The organism is Vibrio sp. TAP-3B, from assembly GCF_057784735.1.
Map to the genome: position 1 here is coordinate 1,163,606 of NZ_CM173496.1, position 17,138 is coordinate 1,180,743.

Below are 17,138 nucleotides of genomic sequence, written 5' to 3' on the forward strand. Positions count from 1 at the left end.
AATTGGCAGGTTTTCGTGTCTGTTTGCCTACGACATTGTCGGTCCGGCGGTTACGGCGGCGAATTTGTTTGTCAAATCAAGCATCGAAGCTTGGTGCCACCGGATTCCTTCCTTTACTTGCGATCATTAACGAACCGGTAAAAGTGCTGTTCTTGAATAACGCGATTGACCAAGATATCTACTACCCACTCGGCCTACAAGAAGCAGCGGAAACAGGTAAATCGATCTTTTTTATGGTGGCGTCTAACCTTGGCCCGGGTTTAGGTATGCTGCTGGCTTACGCTAAATTTGGTCAAGGTCTGCCAAAACGTTCTGCACCAAGTGCCATCATCATTCACTTCTTCGGTGGTATTCATGAGCTGTATTTCCCGTATGTGTTGATGAAACCTGTCATGATCGTAGCAATGATTGCGGGGCTGCAACAGGTATTGCAACCTTTAATCTATTAGATGCAGGTTTGGCCGCGGGGCCAAGTCCAGGCTCTATCTTCTCTTATTAAACGCACAAGCCCGCCTACTCGTGGCGGATCGTGACGGATTTATGCGTTTTTTTGGGGCTTTAAAGTTCTAAAAGACACTAAGATTATGAGTTGCTTGTTTTGCTGCGCTGTTCAATGACCAGCGATAATAAGCGTACGAGTAGGGACTGAGCTTCGGGAGACAGCAAGCGTGCCATGGCCGTTACATCGGCAGCGGTCACATGTTCAACGTCTCGTATATCCAATGCGATGTCGAGATCAGTCAAATCAAGAGACCGTAGTATCGAACGATACTGAGAAAGTTTCAGATCGGATTCCCCTCTTTCAATTCTTTGATAGGTTTTAACACTCATTCCGGCGACGTTTGCCATCTGGTCACGCGAAAGGCCGTTTGCTTTTCTTCTGGCGATCAGTGCTTGAATAATAGGGTCTACCTGCATACGCGTTCTCAAAAAGGACAGTTTTGACCTGATCAAAGCAAGAAGTGGACCACTTTAACTACCCTGTATTTACCCAGATCCCAATTAGGTATAAGAATAGCATCCTAGAAAAATGTCCCAATTTCAGTCAGTTCTTAAACCAATGGAAAAGCATCAAGCATATAAATTAATGGCAACCAAAGCCTCTGCTCGCAAAATGCAACGCATTTTGGACCAATTACTTAATGAGATTGATGATAAACACCGGGCAACAAGAAAAGATGTCGTGACGCTAACTCGAGAATCTCAACAGCGTTTAATGCATTACAAGGAACTGTATCTACACCGAGAGTCACTAGGAGAGGGGGAATTGCAGATTGTGTATCAAAATATGACCATTACTGAGCAGTGCTTGGCTAATATGGGCGTGTTGGCCTTGACTCATGTAATAAAGGCCTTAGACAAAGAGTGCTAAACGTACGAAGAGTGAGAGAAAAAGACGAATACAAATGCTGGGGAACCACACCCAGCATTTGGACACTCATTTACCAAATTTTCGAACCGTAAATCAGTGCTTAGAGGCATGCGAACCGCCGTTTGTCGGTTCGTTGCGAATAATAGCGATATTGTCGGATCTAGGCTATGGCTCTTGATTTTAATATCTCTTAATAAGGTGTAAATTTTTATGTACATCATGCGAGAGCTGAGTGCTTGTGGACACTCATTGTCTTTTTAAGCAATCAAACACTGAGTAGTGGTTGGTTTCATCATATGTTTCGCAATCCATTGGGCTTGTTAAAATATATGGTTTCAAAACTGACCTTTTACTTTTCAACTGTCCTAGTTATACCTTACAATCCTTTTGAACCAAATCCACTCAATAATGAGTGGCGATTGATGAATCGGATGGCTGATTTTGCTTCGAACCCAAAATACAGTATCTCATCAATCAAAACATCGCCCAAAAACTCTCCTTTATAAATTCATGTGCAATGGAAACGACCGTCTTTTGTTTATGTTTTTTGGCTACGTGGGGTTGTGACCCCTGAATTGTAGCGATATGGGGGTGTTTTTGATGGCTGCGCTGTGGAATACGGTTGCTTATTTCATGGAAGTTGCGTAGTTGGTGAAAGAAAAAACGGATTGAATTTAGAGGTATTAACCGTGAACCTAAAACTTGTCGGCAGTTCCCTGATCGTTGCAGGTACTGCTCTTGGCGCTGGTATGCTTGCTATACCAATGGTGCTAGCTCAATTTGGCCTCTTGTGGGGCACATTTCTTATGTTGTTTATCTGGGCCGGAACAACCTATGCCGCACTGCTTCTCCTAGAAGCAAGTTGTAAAGTCGGTGGTGGCGCAAGTATGAATGCTATTGCCCGTGAAACGCTCGGTAAAGGTGGTCAGCTAGTGACCAATTGCTTGCTTTATGCGCTGCTGGTTTGCCTATTGATGGCGTACATTATTGGGGCGGGTGACTTAGTACAAAAAGTGACGGCGTCTATCGGGTTTCCAACATCAATGATCTCAAGTCAAGTCGGCTTTACTCTTTTAGTCGGAATGATTGTTTCATCCGGAACGAGTGTTGTAGACAAGCTTAATCGTGGCTTGTTTATGGGGATGATCGTTGCACTTGTTCTTACTCTGTTCGCCCTTGCACCAAGTGTGTCATTGGGAGGACTGGATGACGTGGTGAGTAACGATAAGATGGCACTGATTAAAACCAGCTCGGTTCTTTTCACCAGTTTTGGCTTTATGGTGGTTATCCCGTCTCTTGTTACTTATAACAAAGAAGCGAGCAAGACGCAGTTGCGTAACATGATTATTGTTGGCTCGACCATTCCTCTGGTTTGTTATCTGTTATGGCTACTCGCGGTCGTGGGTAATTTACCTCCTCATGAACTCGCTCAATACCCTAACGTAACCGAGTTGATTTCCGTGCTTGGCCAACAGTACGAAGGTTTGGAGTTCATTCTTTCGATGTTTACTGGCTTGGCTTTATTAACCTCGTTTTTGGGGGTGGCAATGGCGTTGTATGATCAAAACGCTGACTTGCTGAAAGCAAATAAGCCCGTGGTATTTGTGACGACGTTTGTTTTGCCATTATTAGGTGCGGTGTTCGCGCCTGAGCATTTTTTATCAATATTAAGCTATGCAGGTATCATTCTCGTGTTTCTTGCGGTATTCGTCCCGCTATCGATGACGATGAGAGTTCGTCGAGTTCCGGTAGGTGATGATGATATTTATGAAGCGGGTGGTGGCGTGATAGGTATGAGTATGATCTTCCTGTTTGGTTGCTTCTTACTATTTGCGCAAGCGGTATAGGCTCGATACCTCCTCTTAAAATAGAAAAAAGCCGCTCACTGTTAAGTGAGCGGTTTTTTATGTATTGACGAATGTGGTTTCGTCTTTCGTTGTGTTCATGAACAACATTAGCCATGTTCTCTCGGGCACGGTTGTTTCGACAGACATTATGTCATTTTCCATTCTCAGCAGAGCCAATTAGCCCTAAGATTACGAATAAAAATGTTATAATGAACATGTTATTCGCTCTTTTTATTGATTGGTTTGTTGTTTTCCGTCCAACACACTAACTAGCTCATACATAATGAGGTCTGTACAAATTGACTAATTCATACATTATTTTTTACAACTGATATTTTTTACTCCTCAAATAAAATCAAAATTTGCCACAGATCAACAAAATTTGTTCAATTAAATCACTTTAACTAAAAGATTGTTGAAAGATTAAAAAAATATTGAATAATAGGGAGGCAAACAAGAAGTACGCAGCGCGGAAGCGCAATTACAACCTCTGCTCTACAACAGGATAACTATTTCATGTCTCATTCGTTTGTACTGGTGATCAACTCTGGTAGCTCTTCACTTAAATTTGCTGTTATTGACTCAAAAACTGGAGAGGACCTCGTTTCGGGAATTGGTGAGTGCTTTGGCCTGCCTGAAGCCGAAATCAGTTGGAAATATCAGGGCGAAAAAACCGTCGAAGCTATTCCTGCTGGCGGCAATCACCATCAGTACGCTGTTAAGCGAGTAGTAAAGTTATTAGATACTCTAGGCCTCAGTTCTAAGTTTATCGCCGTGGGTCATCGTATTGTCGCTGGTGGTGAAACATTCAAAGGCACGGTAAAAGTCGACGAAGATGTGATTCAAGAGGTAGAGCGTTTAGCTGAACTAGCGCCTCTACATAACAAAGCGAACGCGGAAGGCATGCGCGCCGCGATGGAGGCGTTTCCTTCATTGCCTCAATTTGCTGTTTTTGATACGGCTTTTCATCAGACAATGCCAGCTAAAGCCTTCATGTACGCTCTGCCTTATGAGTTATATGAACAGCATAAAGTCCGTCGCTACGGTGCGCACGGTACAAGCCATTACTACGTAAGCCGTGAAGCCGCAAAAATGGTCAACAAACCAGTGGAAGAAGGTAACTTTATCACCGTTCATTTAGGAAATGGCGCTTCAGTTAGTGTGGTTAAAAATGGCGAATGTGTTGACACGAGTATGGGGTTGACTCCGCTCGCTGGCCTAATGATGGGTACGCGTTGTGGAGACCTTGACCCGAGTGTCATCGAATTCTTGTTCCGTAAAGGCTGGGAAAAAGACGAGCTGTTCGAGATGCTAAATAAAAAGTCTGGCTTCTTAGGTGTATCAGGGGTAACTAGTGACGCACGTGGTGTGCTAGAAGCGATGGAAGCGGGTAATGCTCGTGCGAAGTTAGCGTTTGAGATTTTTACTTACCGTGTCGCGAAATACATTACTTCTTACCTTGCTGCGCTAGATTCTCTCGACGGTATTGTCTTCACGGGTGGTATTGGTGAAAACTCACTGCCAATCCGTCGTGAAATCTTGAACAACCTTAAGTTACTAGGTTTTGTTGAAGACGAAAAAGGTAACGAAGCAGCAAGATTTGGTAACGCAGGTGTGATTGCAACATCTGAGTTACTTGGTGCGAAAGTAATGGTTATTCCTACCAATGAGGAATTTGTGATCGCCAAGCAATCGGTTGAGTTGCTATAATTAATAATAAAAAAACATGGTTAAAAGCGAGCTTGTTGCTCGCTTTTTTTGTTCTTTATGTTGGATAGACCATCGCAAAGCACGCGTATGGCGACGCAACCATCATTCACTAAATTGACTTTGCAACTGACTTTCGTCGCTCCCGAGTCAGCAAGGTGCGTATTGACTTGTTTACGATCCTAAATGTGTTTAGAACACAGTAAACCTTCATAAGAATAATTTTATCAACAGGCCGTTGACTAAATTCCACGGCCCATATCGTTTAAGACAATATAAGCTGAAACCTTTTAAAGGTGTTAGATAGGAAGGAAGTTTAATTTATGCGCAAATCAGATAAGAAGGTCGAGAATCTAATTAGAGGCGTGTTGACCGAAGTTTGTGAAGATACGTTAAAAGGCTACGATGGCTTTCTTTGGGTGACTCATACGGTAAAATTCTCTTCTTTTCCACAAAGCTTAGAAATAATCTGCGTATTCGAAACGAATCAAGATAGAGCAAACTTTTTAATGGGAGAAGGCAGCCAGCATGTCTCAACAACTATCCAAGAGGCGTTTAATAAGGTAGGGGTGCAACTAAAGAACGTAAGTAAGCAAATTAGTTACGATACACAGCAAAAGTGTTAGTGCGGCCATCAATGGAAGTGAATTAGGGTTATAGTGGGTATCCAAGGCTTTATTTTACGAGCTTTGATATAAAGTCTGAAGGCTAAGCTTACCTTCTTAGTCAAGTAGCTGAGACTGGCTTTACACCAAACTTACGCCCCGCCCTTGCAAGATCAGACAATAAATTCATTTTCCCACCTACGACTCACGGATAGTATTTATTTTTTATGGAATTCTTTAAACTTTCTGAGCACTGGATAATAGCACAAGAGTTTACAGCTTGAGTCAACAACGTCTGTATAGTTCATGTTGTTGAGCATTAGAGGAGAGCCAGAATATACATATATCCTAAGTCGATTAAAAATGAGACACTTATTACTAATACTATCCGCTCTGGTTCCTTCGTTGTATGCGTACGCTAACTGCACCCAAAATGTGGATAAGTTTAACCTATTTTATGTAAATGGAATGTTCACGAACAGCGAGACATTTTCTCAAAACATACTAGAAATAAAACGCTTTTATGGCCGCTGTTAGACACACTCTAGGCGCTGTTCCAGCAAATTATAATAACTAGTTTTCCTTTAGTGACTGGACTTGCACTCACAACGTCCTATCTCGACAAGCAAGGGCAGAGCCATAGGGCATCAATAAGCATCAAAGATATTGCACGGCAATTCGTCCCTATACCGCTCACAGAACAGCATAGGGCAAATAGCTCATCTATCAATAGTTATGGGTACAGTGGTGTTGGACATACAGCTCATGTAACGACATTAATACTCATGCATAAAAGATGAGTTTTATGTGTCAAAATCGCTTCGGGACAAAGTTACCTTAATTCATTATTACCAAGTTAATCAGCCGTTGGGATCAGAACTTGTAGTCGTGCTTCATTACAAGCCGCTTCGAGCTTATGAGGTAACGCATCATCAGAGATCAAATAGTGGAAATCGAGCAAGTTACCGATTTTGTATGTGGCGGTTTGATTGATGGTTTTCTTTTCTACTATTAGATACTTTTTCATGCTTCTTTCCATAACAAGATTAGCAATGTTTGCTACCAACATATCCGAAGCTGTGACTCCAAACTTATCGTGAACACCAGCGGACGAAATAAATACTTTCTGAAATATCATCGGTGTTAACACATCATTAGAGGCAGAAATGAAGATATCGTGTACAGCGTTATAATCACCACCTTGTAAGATAGCTTTGCAGTTAGGCTTGTTCTTTAATGCCAAAAAGACGTTCATAGAAGCCGTAACACCAATAAATTTCACGTGGTCGGGTATTGAGCCGATAATGTCAGCGTTAAGCACTCCATTGTCGAAATACACCACATCATTCATCTCGATAAAATCAGAAACGATAGCCGAGATGTAGTTATTCACTTTGACTGGAGGAAAAGCAGGCATGGAGTGAGCTTGCTTAACCGAAGTTACCTGTGAAGGTGTCTCAGAAGACATCAGATCAAGGTCTTCAATCACGTCATCATGAACGATCGGATTACCACGACGGATATACCCGCCGTAGTATTCAAGAGGAAAAGAATGAGCAGCGTTGGAGCTTAAATCACGACGAACCGTCATTTCCGACACTTCTAAAAGGCGGGCAATTTCTTTCAAATGAATTTTGTCGCTGTGTTTTAGGCATGCTTCAATTCGTCGAAGTCTTTCTAACTGCTTTGTAACCATGCTTCTCCATTTTCGGCCTTTTACAGCCGAAGGCTTCTTGCTCTTAGTAATCATTAGTCATAGGAGCTTCACCCATGACAATGCTCACACTAGCACTAGCGCCAACTCGAGACGCCCCTGCGTCAATCATGGCTTGTGCTGTTTCTTTAGTGCGAACGCCGCCAGATGCCTTTACTCCCATTTGTTTGCCAACAGTATCACGCATTAACCTAATATGCTCGACAGTTGCACCACCTGTTGAGAAACCTGTTGATGTTTTCACAAAATCAGCGCCAGCACTCTTGCTAATGTTACACAGTTCCACAATTTGTTCGTTTGTAAGTAGGCAGGTTTCGAAGATGACTTTGAGCAATTTCGGACCACATGACTCTTTAATAGCAGCAATCTCTTTTTCAATAGCATCCCACTTACCGTTTAAGACATCGCTAATATTTACCACCATATCAATTTCATCGGCACCCAGCGAGATTGCATTTTGAGTTTCAAACACTTTTACAGCGGTTGTGTTTGCCCCTAACGGAAACCCGATAACTGTGCAGATCTTAACATTTGATGTTTTTAGGTGTTCGGCGCAATGTTCAACAAAATCAGGATTAATACAAACAGAGAAGAACTGATGTTTATGGGCTTCATCACATAGCGTGTTGATTTGCTTAGTTGTAGCGTTAGCTAATAGTAGTGTGTGGTCAATATAGTGATTCATGTTGTTACCTTATGCTTTAATCTTGGGCTAGAGTTTGTGTTAACTTTATAACACCAAAAGTTTCAATGTTATTATTTTAACTCAAGGATGTGATTTAGTGTGGGGTTTTTCATCTTTTAATCGATATTAACATTGGTTAAGTGATTTTGATCTCAGTAAATGCTCATTAAGATCGATTAATGTTAGTTTTATAACATTGTTAAGGAAAATTAAAATGAAAACAATTGCAGTTATCGGCTCGAATATGGTCGATCTCATTTCATACACAGACCGTATGCCAAAAGAAGGTGAAACGTTAGAAGCACCATCATTCAAAATGGGGTGTGGTGGTAAGGGTGCTAATCAAGCCGTAGCTGCGGCTAAAATGGGCGCAGATGTTGTAATGGTAAGTAAAGTGGGTGACGACATGTTTGCCGACAATACTATTCGAAACTTTCAATCATACGGGATCAATACACAATATGTGAGCAAAGTACCTCAGACTTCAAGTGGGGTTGCACCGATATTTGTTAGTTCAACATCTCAGAACTCCATCTTGATTATTAAAGGAGCGAATGAGTTTCTAAAACCTGCTGACATTGATAAAGCGGAAAGTACCTTGGTGGAGTGCAGTTTGATTGTGCTTCAGCTAGAAATACCACTTGAAACTGTCTATGCCGCTATCGAATTTGGTAACAAGCATAACATTCCGGTATTGCTGAACCCTGCACCTGCTGTACCAGAGCTTGATATTGAATATGCTTGTCGCTGTGACTTCTTCGTTCCTAACGAAACTGAACTAGAAATTCTAGTGAACAAGCCTGTTGAAACGGTCGAGCAGATTAAAGAAGCCGCGACCATTCTTCTAAACAAAGGTTTGAACAACATCATCGTTACCATGGGCTCAAAAGGTGCGCTTTGGTTAAGCAAAGATGGCAAAGAAGTATTCATTGAGCCAACCAAAGTAAACGCAATGGATACCAGTGGTGCAGGTGATGCATTCATTGGCTGCTTCTCTCACTACTTCATGCAAGCTGGTGATGTACAGAAGTCCTTAGAAAAAGCCTCACTATTTGCTGCATTTAGTGTGACAGAAAAAGGAACACAGTTCTCTTATCCAAGCACTGAACAATTTGAAGAATTCGAAAAAAAACACTCTAAATAATACTAACGGTCTGAATTAACATTTAAAACTGGCTCATTATTTATAATGAGCCTAAGATAACTTGTTCTTTAAGGAACCCTACAATGATAAAAAATAATACCTTCCAAGGCTCTGATGGCTATTTGGATAAAACACCAGTATTTCAATTTATACTATTATCTTGCCTTTTTCCTTTATGGGGGTGTGCGGCTGCATTAAACGATATTCTAATTACTCAATTTAAATCTGTTTTTGAATTATCTAACTTTGCAAGTGCATTAGTACAAAGCGCTTTTTATGGCGGTTATTTTTTAATTGCGATCCCTGCTTCTTTAGTAATTAAAAAGTCGTCGTATAAAGTGGCTATTATGATTGGCTTATCGCTTTATATCTTTGGTTGTGCCGCATTTTTCCCTGCTTCTCATATGGCAACTTATACCATGTTCTTAGCAGCAATCTTTGCTATTGCCGTGGGGTTGTCTTTTCTTGAGACGGCGGCGAATACATACTCTTCCATGTTGGGGCCAAAATCCCATGCAACACTGCGTTTGAACATCAGCCAAACTTTCTATCCAGTAGGCGCTATTGCGGGTATCTTGCTTGGTAAATACCTAATTTTCCAAGAAGGTGCGAGCTTAGAATCACAAATGGCAGCGATGTCTCCAGATCAGATTCATGCGTTCCGTCTGGAGATGTTAGAACATACATTGAAGCCTTATAAGTACATCATCTTTATTCTTATTGGTGTATTAGCACTATTTATGTTCACTCAATACCCGAAATGTAAAGTGGCTCAACAAAGTGGTAAAAAAGCGCCTTCTATTGGTGAAACGCTTAAGTACTTGTCGACTAACAATCGCTTCAAAAAAGGCATCATTGCACAGTTCTTATATGTAGGTATGCAAGTCGCGGTGTGGTCGTTCACAATACGTTTAGCGCTAGAGATGGCTGATATTAATGAACGTGCAGCGTCGAACTACATGGTTTATTCATTTGTTTGTTTCTTTACCGGTAAATTCATTGCCAATATCTTGATGACTAAGTTTTCGGCAGAAAAGGTTCTTATCGCGTATTCGATAATTGGCATGGCGTTCCTAACTTACGTATCACTGGTTCACGACTTCAGTGCTGTTTATGTAGCTGTTGGTGTTAGCGTTTTGTTTGGGCCTTGCTGGGCAACTATCTACGCTGGAACTTTAGATACGGTGGATAACGAATACACGGAAACAGCAGGAGCTGTCATTGTCATGGCTATCGTAGGTGCAGCGGTAGTACCAGCTATTCAGGGTTTGGTTGCTGACGCTATTGGCATGCAGCTGTCGTTCTTGGTTAACTTTATCTGCTTTGGTTACGTTGGTTATTATTTCTTAGGTGAAATGAAAAATAAGAACCAAAACGAAAAACAATTTCAACAAGCAGAACAAACAAATTAATGTAGCAAAAAGCCATTTTATAAGTGGCTTTTCTGTTCTGGAGAAAAGTATGTATATCATTCCGCTAAATAAAGCGCAGTTTAATCAACAAGAAATGCTATTAATTCAATCTGAAAATTTTAAAGTATCAGTGTTCAAGTACAATTCTGGGATTGAAGGGTTAAAAATTGAAAACGCTAAGGGTTATTTGACAATTCTACCCTACATGGGACAAATGATTTGGGATGCGAAATTTTTAGGTGAAGATCTTTGTATGGAGAACATGTTCTCGGAGCCGAAACCAAGCAATGAGATTGTAGCCACGTACGGATGCTTTGCTTTTCATTCTGGCTTAATTCGTAATGGCTGTCCAAGTCCTGAAGATGACCATCCTCTGCATGGTGAAATGCCGTGTGCCAATATGGATAAAGCGTGGTTAGAAGTCGATGAACATCAAATTACTCTAAAGAGTGAATATGAGTATGTAATGGGCTTTGGAGACCACTACTTAGCGACGCCGTCGGTTTCTATTGAGAAAGGGGCGTCCATGTTTGAGATTAAAATGAAAGTGCAGAACTTAGCTTCGGTTCCAATGCCACTTCAGTATATGTGTCACATGAATACGGCATTCTTCCCTGAGGCGAAGATGACACAAAACATTCCGGACAGTGCGGTTAAGCTGCGTGAATCGATTCCTGGTCATGTTAAGCCAACACAACAATGGCTCGACTTTAACGACACGCTCAAAGCGCAATCGGCACCCATTCAACAGCTTTCTAGGCCAGACTTGTATGACCCTGAAATCGTCTATTTTATGGATGACTTGTTTAAGCATACTGACAATGCTGAGTTTCAGATGACCATCGCAAATAGCAAGGTGTTAATCACTCGATTTGATACCGCAGAATTTAACTATGCGACGCGTTGGATCTTGTTCAACGGCGAACAAAAAGTCGGAGCATATGTCCTGCCTTCAACCTGTCGACCAGAGGGTTACTTAGCCGCTGAGAAAAACGGTACGTTGATTCAATTGCAACCAAAGCAAGTAAGAGAGTTTACAGTGACAACAGGCATTGTTGAAAAATAAAACTTTGCTGCGTGATGTAAAAAGCAGTCATGTGTATGGCTGTTTTTTTCTTAGTTTGAAAGCAATTTTATAGACAAAAAAATAAGCGTCTATGAATCAACTTATTAACATATCAACGATGTAGTACACTCTGATAACACTGAACAAGTACCACAATCATAGCATCGAAACCGTTCAGGTTATCGAAGAACTGATACAGTGGACGAAAGAAATGCGAGAAGACTCAGAGCTTCTCAATAGGTTAAAACTATTTGTTGATACAATTTTAATTGACCACTACAAATAGCCTACTACCGCGTCTTCGTTGAAACGAGTCTTCTGTACGAGAACTAGGTGATGATACATTGCATAATTTGGTTATCGAGTTAACTAAACAGCTTCGTCAGATTGGCAGAAAAGAAAAGTGTTCGCGTTAGTATGGGCAACCTAGTACGACGACAGCTCCGAGTACCCACCTGATGCGGAAGAAGAATCAATCAAGCTTGTTCTTGAGTAAGCAGAAGTATTTGCTGGTGGATAGTATAAATAATGACAAAGGCAAGGTATTACCTTGTCTTTTGAATATCTAAGCAATAATTGTCCAAAAACGTGTTGGTCGGTGCGATGTTAATAGATATACAACCAACGAAGAATTCGTAATTGCTCAACAGTCGGTTGAACTGCTCTAATCATCAACGATGGAAAAGTTTAAGAGATAGTAAAGTAGACAGAATTGGAATAGAGCCGCGACACCTATTTCCTAATAAATAACAAACGTGTATAGAGCGACGATTACTTGCAACAAAAAATAGACAAACCGAAGTTTGTCTATTTTTTATTACTTTATCATCCAAATTTTAAATGCTTGGGCACAACTACGAAATTAATCTTCGTAGTTGTCGATGCTTGGGCACGAACAGATTAGGTTACGGTCGCCATAAACATTATCTACGCGGTTTACTGTTGGCCAGTATTTCCAAGATTTGGTTGCTTTCGACGGGAAGCTGCCAAGTTCGCGAGAGTATGGGCGATCCCACTGTTCTGCTGAAAGATCAACTTGAGTGTGAGGCGCATTAACAAGCGGGTTGTTCTCTAATGGCCACTCGCCATTCTTCACTTTTTCCATTTCTTCTCGGATAGCAATCATTGCATCACAGAAACGATCCAGCTCTGCTAGGTCTTCCGATTCTGTTGGCTCAACCATCAGCGTGCCCGCAACAGGGAACGACATCGTTGGTGCGTGGAAACCGTAGTCCATTAGACGTTTGGCAATGTCTTCTTCGCTGATGCCTGTTTCTTCTTTCAGTGGACGAATGTCGATAATACATTCGTGCGCTACTCGGCCGGTTTTACCACGGTAAAGAATAGGGTAGTGTTGACGAAGTGTCTCCATCACGTAGTTCGCGTTCAGGATTGCCACTTTCGTTGCATCTGTCAGACCCGCTTCGCCCATCATGGCGATGTAAGCCCAAGAGATAGGTAGGATAGAAGCACTACCCATGTCGGCTGCAGATACTGCGAAGTCTTCACCTTCCACGCCGTCTTCAACATGGCCTGGTAGGAAAGGGGCTAGGTGAGATTTGACACCGATAGGTCCCATGCCAGGACCGCCGCCACCGTGAGGAATACAGAAGGTTTTGTGTAGGTTTAGGTGAGAAACGTCTGAGCCAATGAAGCCCGGTGATGTTAAACCAACCTGCGCGTTCATGTTCGCGCCGTCGAGATAAACCTGACCGCCTGCCGCATGAACCATTTCACATACTTCTTTTACTTGCTCTTCATACACGCCGTGCGTAGAAGGGTAAGTGATCATGATGCTTGATAGGTTGTCTTTATGTTTCTCGATTTTCGCTGCTAGGTCATCGATGTCGATGTTGCCTTCTTCATCACACTTAACCACCACCACTTTCATTGACACCATAGAGGCTGTTGCAGGGTTAGTACCGTGCGCAGAGCTTGGGATCAAACAAACGTTGCGGTGACCTTCGCCACGGCTCTCGTGGTAACGTTGAATCGCAATAAGACCAGCGTACTCACCCGATGCACCAGAGTTTGGTTGTAGTGAAAATGCGTCGTAGCCTGTGATTTCACAAAGCTTCTCTTTTAGATCTTTTGCTAATGCGGCGTAACCGGCTGCTTGCTCTGCTGGTGCAAACGGGTGAATGGAACCAAACTCAGGCCAAGTGATTGGGATCATCTCTGCCGCCGCGTTCAACTTCATCGTACAGCTGCCTAGTGGGATCATGCCGTGCGTTAGCGAGAAGTCTTTGTTCTCTAGCTGTTTCAGGTAACGCATCATTTGCGTTTCGCTGTGGTGCGTGTTGAATACAGGGTGAGTTAGGTATTCTGTTGTGCGGCGTAGCGCTTCTGGAATCGCGGCAAACTCATTGCCAGCGATTTCTGTTGATAATGCTGCCGCTTTTTCTTTCACGCCAAAGACTGTGAATAGGGCTTCTACGTCTGCAACGGTAGTAGTTTCGTCACAGCTGATACCGAGCTTGCCTTGAAGTAAGCGCAGGTTAATATCCGCTGCGAGTGCTTTTGCGTATAGCTCTTCCGTTTTTGCACCCGTGTTGATGGTGATGGTATCGAAGAAGCTGTTATGAGCGAGTTCAAAGCCGCCTTTGGTTAGGCCAGCAGCGATAATTGCAGTCATATGGTGTGTACGACGAGCAATCGTGCGTAGACCTTCTGCGCCGTGATAAACCGCGTAGAAAGATGCCATGTTTGCTAGCAATGCTTGCGCGGTACAGATGTTCGATGTCGCTTTTTCGCGGCGGATATGCTGCTCACGGGTTTGCATTGCCATACGCAGTGCTTGGTTGCCGTTAGTATCGATAGAAACACCGATCACACGACCTGGCATGGTACGCTTGTGTTTGTCACGCGTTGCCATGAATGCCGCGTGTGGGCCGCCGTAACCCATAGGCACGCCGAAACGTTGAGCAGAACCGATTGCTACGTCTGCGCCCATTTCACCTGCTGGTTTAAGTAGGGTAGAAGCAAGCAGATCAGTGGCAACAGTGACAAGCGTTTTGTTTGCTTGCGCTTTTGCGATGATGTCCGTTAGGTCACGAACTTCACCTGTTGTGCTTGGGTATTGAACTAATGCGCCGAACACGTCTTGTTCTGGTAGGGATTCTAGCGAACCAACCAGAACTTCAAAGCCGATGAATTTTGCACGAGTTTTGACGACTTCTAGCGTTTGTGGGTGAACATCATCCGCCACAAAGAATACGTTGCTTTTACTCTTACCTGCACGCTTACACAGAGTCATTGCTTCTGCTGCCGCTGTTGCTTCGTCTAACAATGAGGCGTTCGCGATTTCCATACCAGTTAGGTCGATGATCATTTGTTGGAAGTTTAAGAGTGCTTCCAAGCGACCTTGAGAGATTTCAGGTTGGTAAGGTGTGTAAGCTGTGTACCAGCCAGGGTTTTCTAGCACGTTACGTAGAATGACGTTTGGAGTAAACGTGTTGTAGTAGCCTTGGCCAATGAATGTACGTTTAATTTGGTTTTGTTTAGCAAACTGCTTCATCGTCACTAGCATGTCTGCTTCGCTTTTCGCTTCTGCCAACGTCATTGGTTGCTCTAGGCGAATTTGTGCAGGCACGGTTTCTTCGATGAGGGCGTCAAGGCTTACCGCGTTGATGGCATCCAACATTTTTTGTTGGTCTGATTTGCTTGGTCCGTTGTGGCGTCCAACGAACTCATTTTGTGTGCTGAGGCTTTGAAGTAATTCAGTCATTGTCCTTTACCTATTCCTTGGCTCGGGTAACGGGAATGGTCGTTAGTGACACATTTAATTATACGTCCGAACCTAGAAAAAAAGCTGCTCTCTAAACAGGCTAGGGAACAGCTTTCGTCACATCCTAATTACTCTTCTTCGATAGAGTTTAGGTATTCTTCCGCGTCTTTTAAGTCATCCAACTCAGATGGGTTTGAAAGCTTCACTTTCACAATCCAACCACCTTCGTACGGTTCTTCATTGATTAGCTCTGGGCTGTCTTCTAGTTCTTCGTTGATTTCTACTATTTCACCAGTAACCGGAGAGTAGATATCTGACGCTGCTTTTACAGACTCAACCAAAGAGAAGCTTTCACCTGCTTCTACTTCGTCTTCTACGTCTGGTAGGTCTACGAATACTACGTCACCCAACATTTCTTGCGCATGCTCAGAAATACCAAGTGTTACTGTGCCGTCACCGTTGTTACGTACCCACTCGTGGCTATCTGTAAACTTCAGTGTTTTGTCCATTGCTTAATCTCCAAATAACTTGTCAGGAATTATTGTGATTTTAAAAAATCGTTTACTGGTAAAGAGGGAAGCGACTGCAAAGTTCTTTAACTTCTTTGCGAACGCGTTTTTCAACGTCAGCGTCACCTTCTGGGTTGTTCACCAAACCATCCAGTACGTCACCAATCCAATTACCGATGAGTTTGAATTCTTCAGCGCCAAAGCCGCGGCTTGTACCCGCAGGCGTTCCTAAACGGATGCCTGATGTAATCATAGGCTTCTCTGTATCGAATGGAATGCCATTTTTATTGCATGTGATCCCAGCACGCTCTAATGCTTCTTCTGCTTTGTTGCCTTTCAGCCCTTTAGGGCGAAGATCAACCAGCATCAGATGCGTGTCTGTGCCACCCGTTACGATATCGCAACCGCGAGTTTGCAATACTTCCGCTAGGACTTTTGCGTTATTGATCACCGAACTAATATAAGTCTTAAATTCAGGGCCAAGCGCCTCGCCAAACGCGACAGCTTTAGATGCGATAACGTGCATCAGTGGGCCGCCTTGTAAGCCAGGGAATACGGCTGAGTTGATTTTTTTAATGATGTCTTCGTGGTTCGTCAGAATCATACCACCACGTGGGCCACGCAATGTTTTGTGCGTGGTTGTAGTCACAACGTGTGCGTGCGGAAGTGGGCTAGGGTGTGCACCCGTTGCGATAAGCCCGGCGATGTGCGCCATATCAACCATTAAGATGGCGCCAACGTCGTCTGCGATTTCACGAAATTTTGCAAAATCGATAGTCCGTGGTATTGCGCTACCGCCTGCGATGATCATCTTTGGTTTGTGTTGTAAGGCCAGTGCACGAACGTCGTCGTAGTTGATTTCTAGTGTGGCACGATCTACGCCGTATTGGACCGCATTAAACCATTTACCAGAAAGAGCAGGGCGTGCTCCGTGTGTTAGGTGACCACCAGCGTCTAAAGACATACCAAGAATGGTATCACCAGGCTGAAGAAGCGCCAGTTTTACTGCGCCGTTAGCTTGCGCACCTGAGTGAGGTTGAACGTTTGCGTATTCGCAATTAAAAAGTTTTTTTGCACGTTCGATTGCAATGGCTTCTACAGTATCAACATGTTCACAACCACCATAATAACGGCGACCCGGGTAACCTTCAGCGTATTTGTTTGTTAGGCATGTGCCTTGAGCTTGCATGACCGCTTTAGAAACAATGTTCTCAGAAGCGATAAGTTCGATTTGTTCGTTTTGGCGAGCGGATTCTGCCTGAATTCCAGCAAAGACAGCATCATCTGTCGCAGAGAGGTTGGTAGAGAAAAAGTTTTCCAAGCTGTGGTTAGGGTAACTCTTATTCATGG

13 protein-coding genes and 2 pseudogenes are annotated in these 17,138 nt (G+C 43.0%); 9 read left to right on the plus strand and 6 right to left on the minus strand.

All coding sequences use genetic code 11. The features are described from left to right. Position 1 precedes the first annotated feature (1 nt). Positions 2-496 (plus strand): annotated as a pseudogene (locus AC3D28_RS19725) (PTS transporter subunit EIIC); the annotation flags it as partial. Between the two features lie 86 nt (positions 497-582). On the opposite strand, the gene AC3D28_RS19730 reads toward AC3D28_RS19725, so the two are convergent. After that, positions 583-918 carry a helix-turn-helix transcriptional regulator gene (locus tag AC3D28_RS19730; RefSeq protein WP_098413892.1) on the minus strand — a complete coding sequence of 112 codons (336 nt, stop codon included), beginning with the start codon at positions 916-918 and terminating at the stop codon, positions 583-585. Between the two features lie 142 nt (positions 919-1,060). On the opposite strand from AC3D28_RS19730, the gene AC3D28_RS19735 reads away from it, so the two are divergent. The 4 genes from AC3D28_RS19735 (at position 1,061) to AC3D28_RS19750 (ending at position 5,552) form a co-directional block, all read left to right on the plus strand. Beyond that, the gene (locus AC3D28_RS19735; RefSeq protein ID WP_098414505.1) at positions 1,061-1,372 is read left to right on the plus strand and encodes a hypothetical protein; all 312 of its coding nucleotides are present in this window, start codon (positions 1,061-1,063) and stop codon (positions 1,370-1,372) included. A 689-nt stretch (positions 1,373-2,061) separates the two neighbouring features. Further along, complete coding sequence (locus tag AC3D28_RS19740) at positions 2,062-3,219, plus strand: amino acid permease (protein WP_098414506.1); 1,158 nt, start codon at positions 2,062-2,064, stop codon at positions 3,217-3,219. Positions 3,220-3,735: 516 nt separating this feature from the next. Then, entirely contained in the window at positions 3,736-4,929 is a 1,194-nt protein-coding gene (locus AC3D28_RS19745) for an acetate/propionate family kinase (RefSeq protein WP_488536434.1), read from the plus strand. A gap of 320 nt (positions 4,930-5,249) precedes the next feature. Continuing rightward, positions 5,250-5,552 carry a Fis family transcriptional regulator gene (locus tag AC3D28_RS19750; protein ID WP_488536435.1) on the plus strand — a complete coding sequence of 101 codons (303 nt, stop codon included), beginning with the start codon at positions 5,250-5,252 and terminating at the stop codon, positions 5,550-5,552. 835 nt (positions 5,553-6,387) lie between these two features. Here the strand turns inward: AC3D28_RS19750 and AC3D28_RS19755 are convergent. Together AC3D28_RS19755 and deoC are read right to left on the minus strand one after the other, a co-directional pair. Next, positions 6,388-7,227: a DeoR family transcriptional regulator gene (locus tag AC3D28_RS19755; RefSeq protein WP_488536436.1), complete on the minus strand. Its 840-nt coding sequence runs from the start codon at positions 7,225-7,227 to the stop codon at positions 6,388-6,390. 43 nt (positions 7,228-7,270) lie between these two features. Next, positions 7,271-7,930, minus strand: coding sequence for a deoxyribose-phosphate aldolase (gene deoC, locus AC3D28_RS19760; protein WP_488536437.1), 660 nt, complete (start codon positions 7,928-7,930; stop codon positions 7,271-7,273). 214 nt (positions 7,931-8,144) lie between these two features. Here deoC and rbsK point away from each other — a divergent pair, with 214 nt between their 5' ends. The 4 genes and pseudogenes from rbsK to AC3D28_RS19780 form a co-directional block, all read left to right on the plus strand. Next, entirely contained in the window at positions 8,145-9,074 is a 930-nt protein-coding gene (gene rbsK, locus AC3D28_RS19765) for a ribokinase (protein ID WP_488536438.1), read from the plus strand. An 83-nt stretch (positions 9,075-9,157) separates the two neighbouring features. Continuing rightward, positions 9,158-10,486, plus strand: a complete 1,329-nt coding sequence (fucP, locus tag AC3D28_RS19770) for an L-fucose:H+ symporter permease (protein ID WP_488536439.1) — start codon at positions 9,158-9,160, stop codon at positions 10,484-10,486. A gap of 49 nt (positions 10,487-10,535) precedes the next feature. Continuing rightward, on the plus strand, positions 10,536-11,552 hold the full coding sequence (locus tag AC3D28_RS19775; RefSeq protein WP_488536440.1) for an aldose 1-epimerase family protein: 1,017 nt from the start codon (positions 10,536-10,538) through the stop codon (positions 11,550-11,552). A 136-nt stretch (positions 11,553-11,688) separates the two neighbouring features. Beyond that, positions 11,689-12,048 (plus strand): annotated as a pseudogene (locus tag AC3D28_RS19780) (type I restriction enzyme endonuclease domain-containing protein); the annotation flags it as partial. Positions 12,049-12,414: 366 nt separating this feature from the next. On the opposite strand, the gene gcvP reads toward AC3D28_RS19780, so the two are convergent. The 3 genes from gcvP to AC3D28_RS19795 all read right to left on the minus strand — a co-directional run bounded on the left by gcvP (position 12,415) and on the right by AC3D28_RS19795 (position 17,136). Then, positions 12,415-15,279, minus strand: coding sequence for an aminomethyl-transferring glycine dehydrogenase (gene gcvP, locus AC3D28_RS19785; RefSeq protein WP_488536441.1), 2,865 nt, complete (start codon positions 15,277-15,279; stop codon positions 12,415-12,417). A gap of 128 nt (positions 15,280-15,407) precedes the next feature. Beyond that, complete coding sequence (gcvH, locus tag AC3D28_RS19790; RefSeq protein ID WP_488536442.1) at positions 15,408-15,788, minus strand: glycine cleavage system protein GcvH; 381 nt, start codon at positions 15,786-15,788, stop codon at positions 15,408-15,410. A 52-nt stretch (positions 15,789-15,840) separates the two neighbouring features. Beyond that, positions 15,841-17,136, minus strand: coding sequence for a serine hydroxymethyltransferase (locus AC3D28_RS19795; protein ID WP_098413991.1), 1,296 nt, complete (start codon positions 17,134-17,136; stop codon positions 15,841-15,843). Positions 17,137-17,138: the final 2 nt, after the last annotated feature.

Excerpts from the sequence above, each read along its gene's own strand:
- AC3D28_RS19730 (WP_098413892.1), bottom strand. The coding sequence starts at position 918 with ATGCAGGTAGACCCTATTATTCAAGCACTGATCGCCAGAAGAAAAGCA.
- AC3D28_RS19735 (WP_098414505.1), top strand. The coding sequence starts at position 1,061 with ATGGAAAAGCATCAAGCATATAAATTAATGGCAACCAAAGCCTCTGCT.
- AC3D28_RS19745 (WP_488536434.1), top strand. The coding sequence starts at position 3,736 with ATGTCTCATTCGTTTGTACTGGTGATCAACTCTGGTAGCTCTTCACTT.
- AC3D28_RS19750 (WP_488536435.1), top strand. The coding sequence starts at position 5,250 with ATGCGCAAATCAGATAAGAAGGTCGAGAATCTAATTAGAGGCGTGTTG.
- AC3D28_RS19755 (WP_488536436.1), bottom strand. The coding sequence starts at position 7,227 with ATGGTTACAAAGCAGTTAGAAAGACTTCGACGAATTGAAGCATGCCTA.
- deoC (WP_488536437.1), bottom strand. The coding sequence starts at position 7,930 with ATGAATCACTATATTGACCACACACTACTATTAGCTAACGCTACAACT.
- rbsK (WP_488536438.1), top strand. The coding sequence starts at position 8,145 with ATGAAAACAATTGCAGTTATCGGCTCGAATATGGTCGATCTCATTTCA.
- fucP (WP_488536439.1), top strand. The coding sequence starts at position 9,158 with ATGATAAAAAATAATACCTTCCAAGGCTCTGATGGCTATTTGGATAAA.
- AC3D28_RS19775 (WP_488536440.1), top strand. The coding sequence starts at position 10,536 with ATGTATATCATTCCGCTAAATAAAGCGCAGTTTAATCAACAAGAAATG.
- gcvP (WP_488536441.1), bottom strand. The coding sequence starts at position 15,279 with ATGACTGAATTACTTCAAAGCCTCAGCACACAAAATGAGTTCGTTGGA.
- gcvH (WP_488536442.1), bottom strand. The coding sequence starts at position 15,788 with ATGGACAAAACACTGAAGTTTACAGATAGCCACGAGTGGGTACGTAAC.
- AC3D28_RS19795 (WP_098413991.1), bottom strand. The coding sequence starts at position 17,136 with ATGAATAAGAGTTACCCTAACCACAGCTTGGAAAACTTTTTCTCTACC.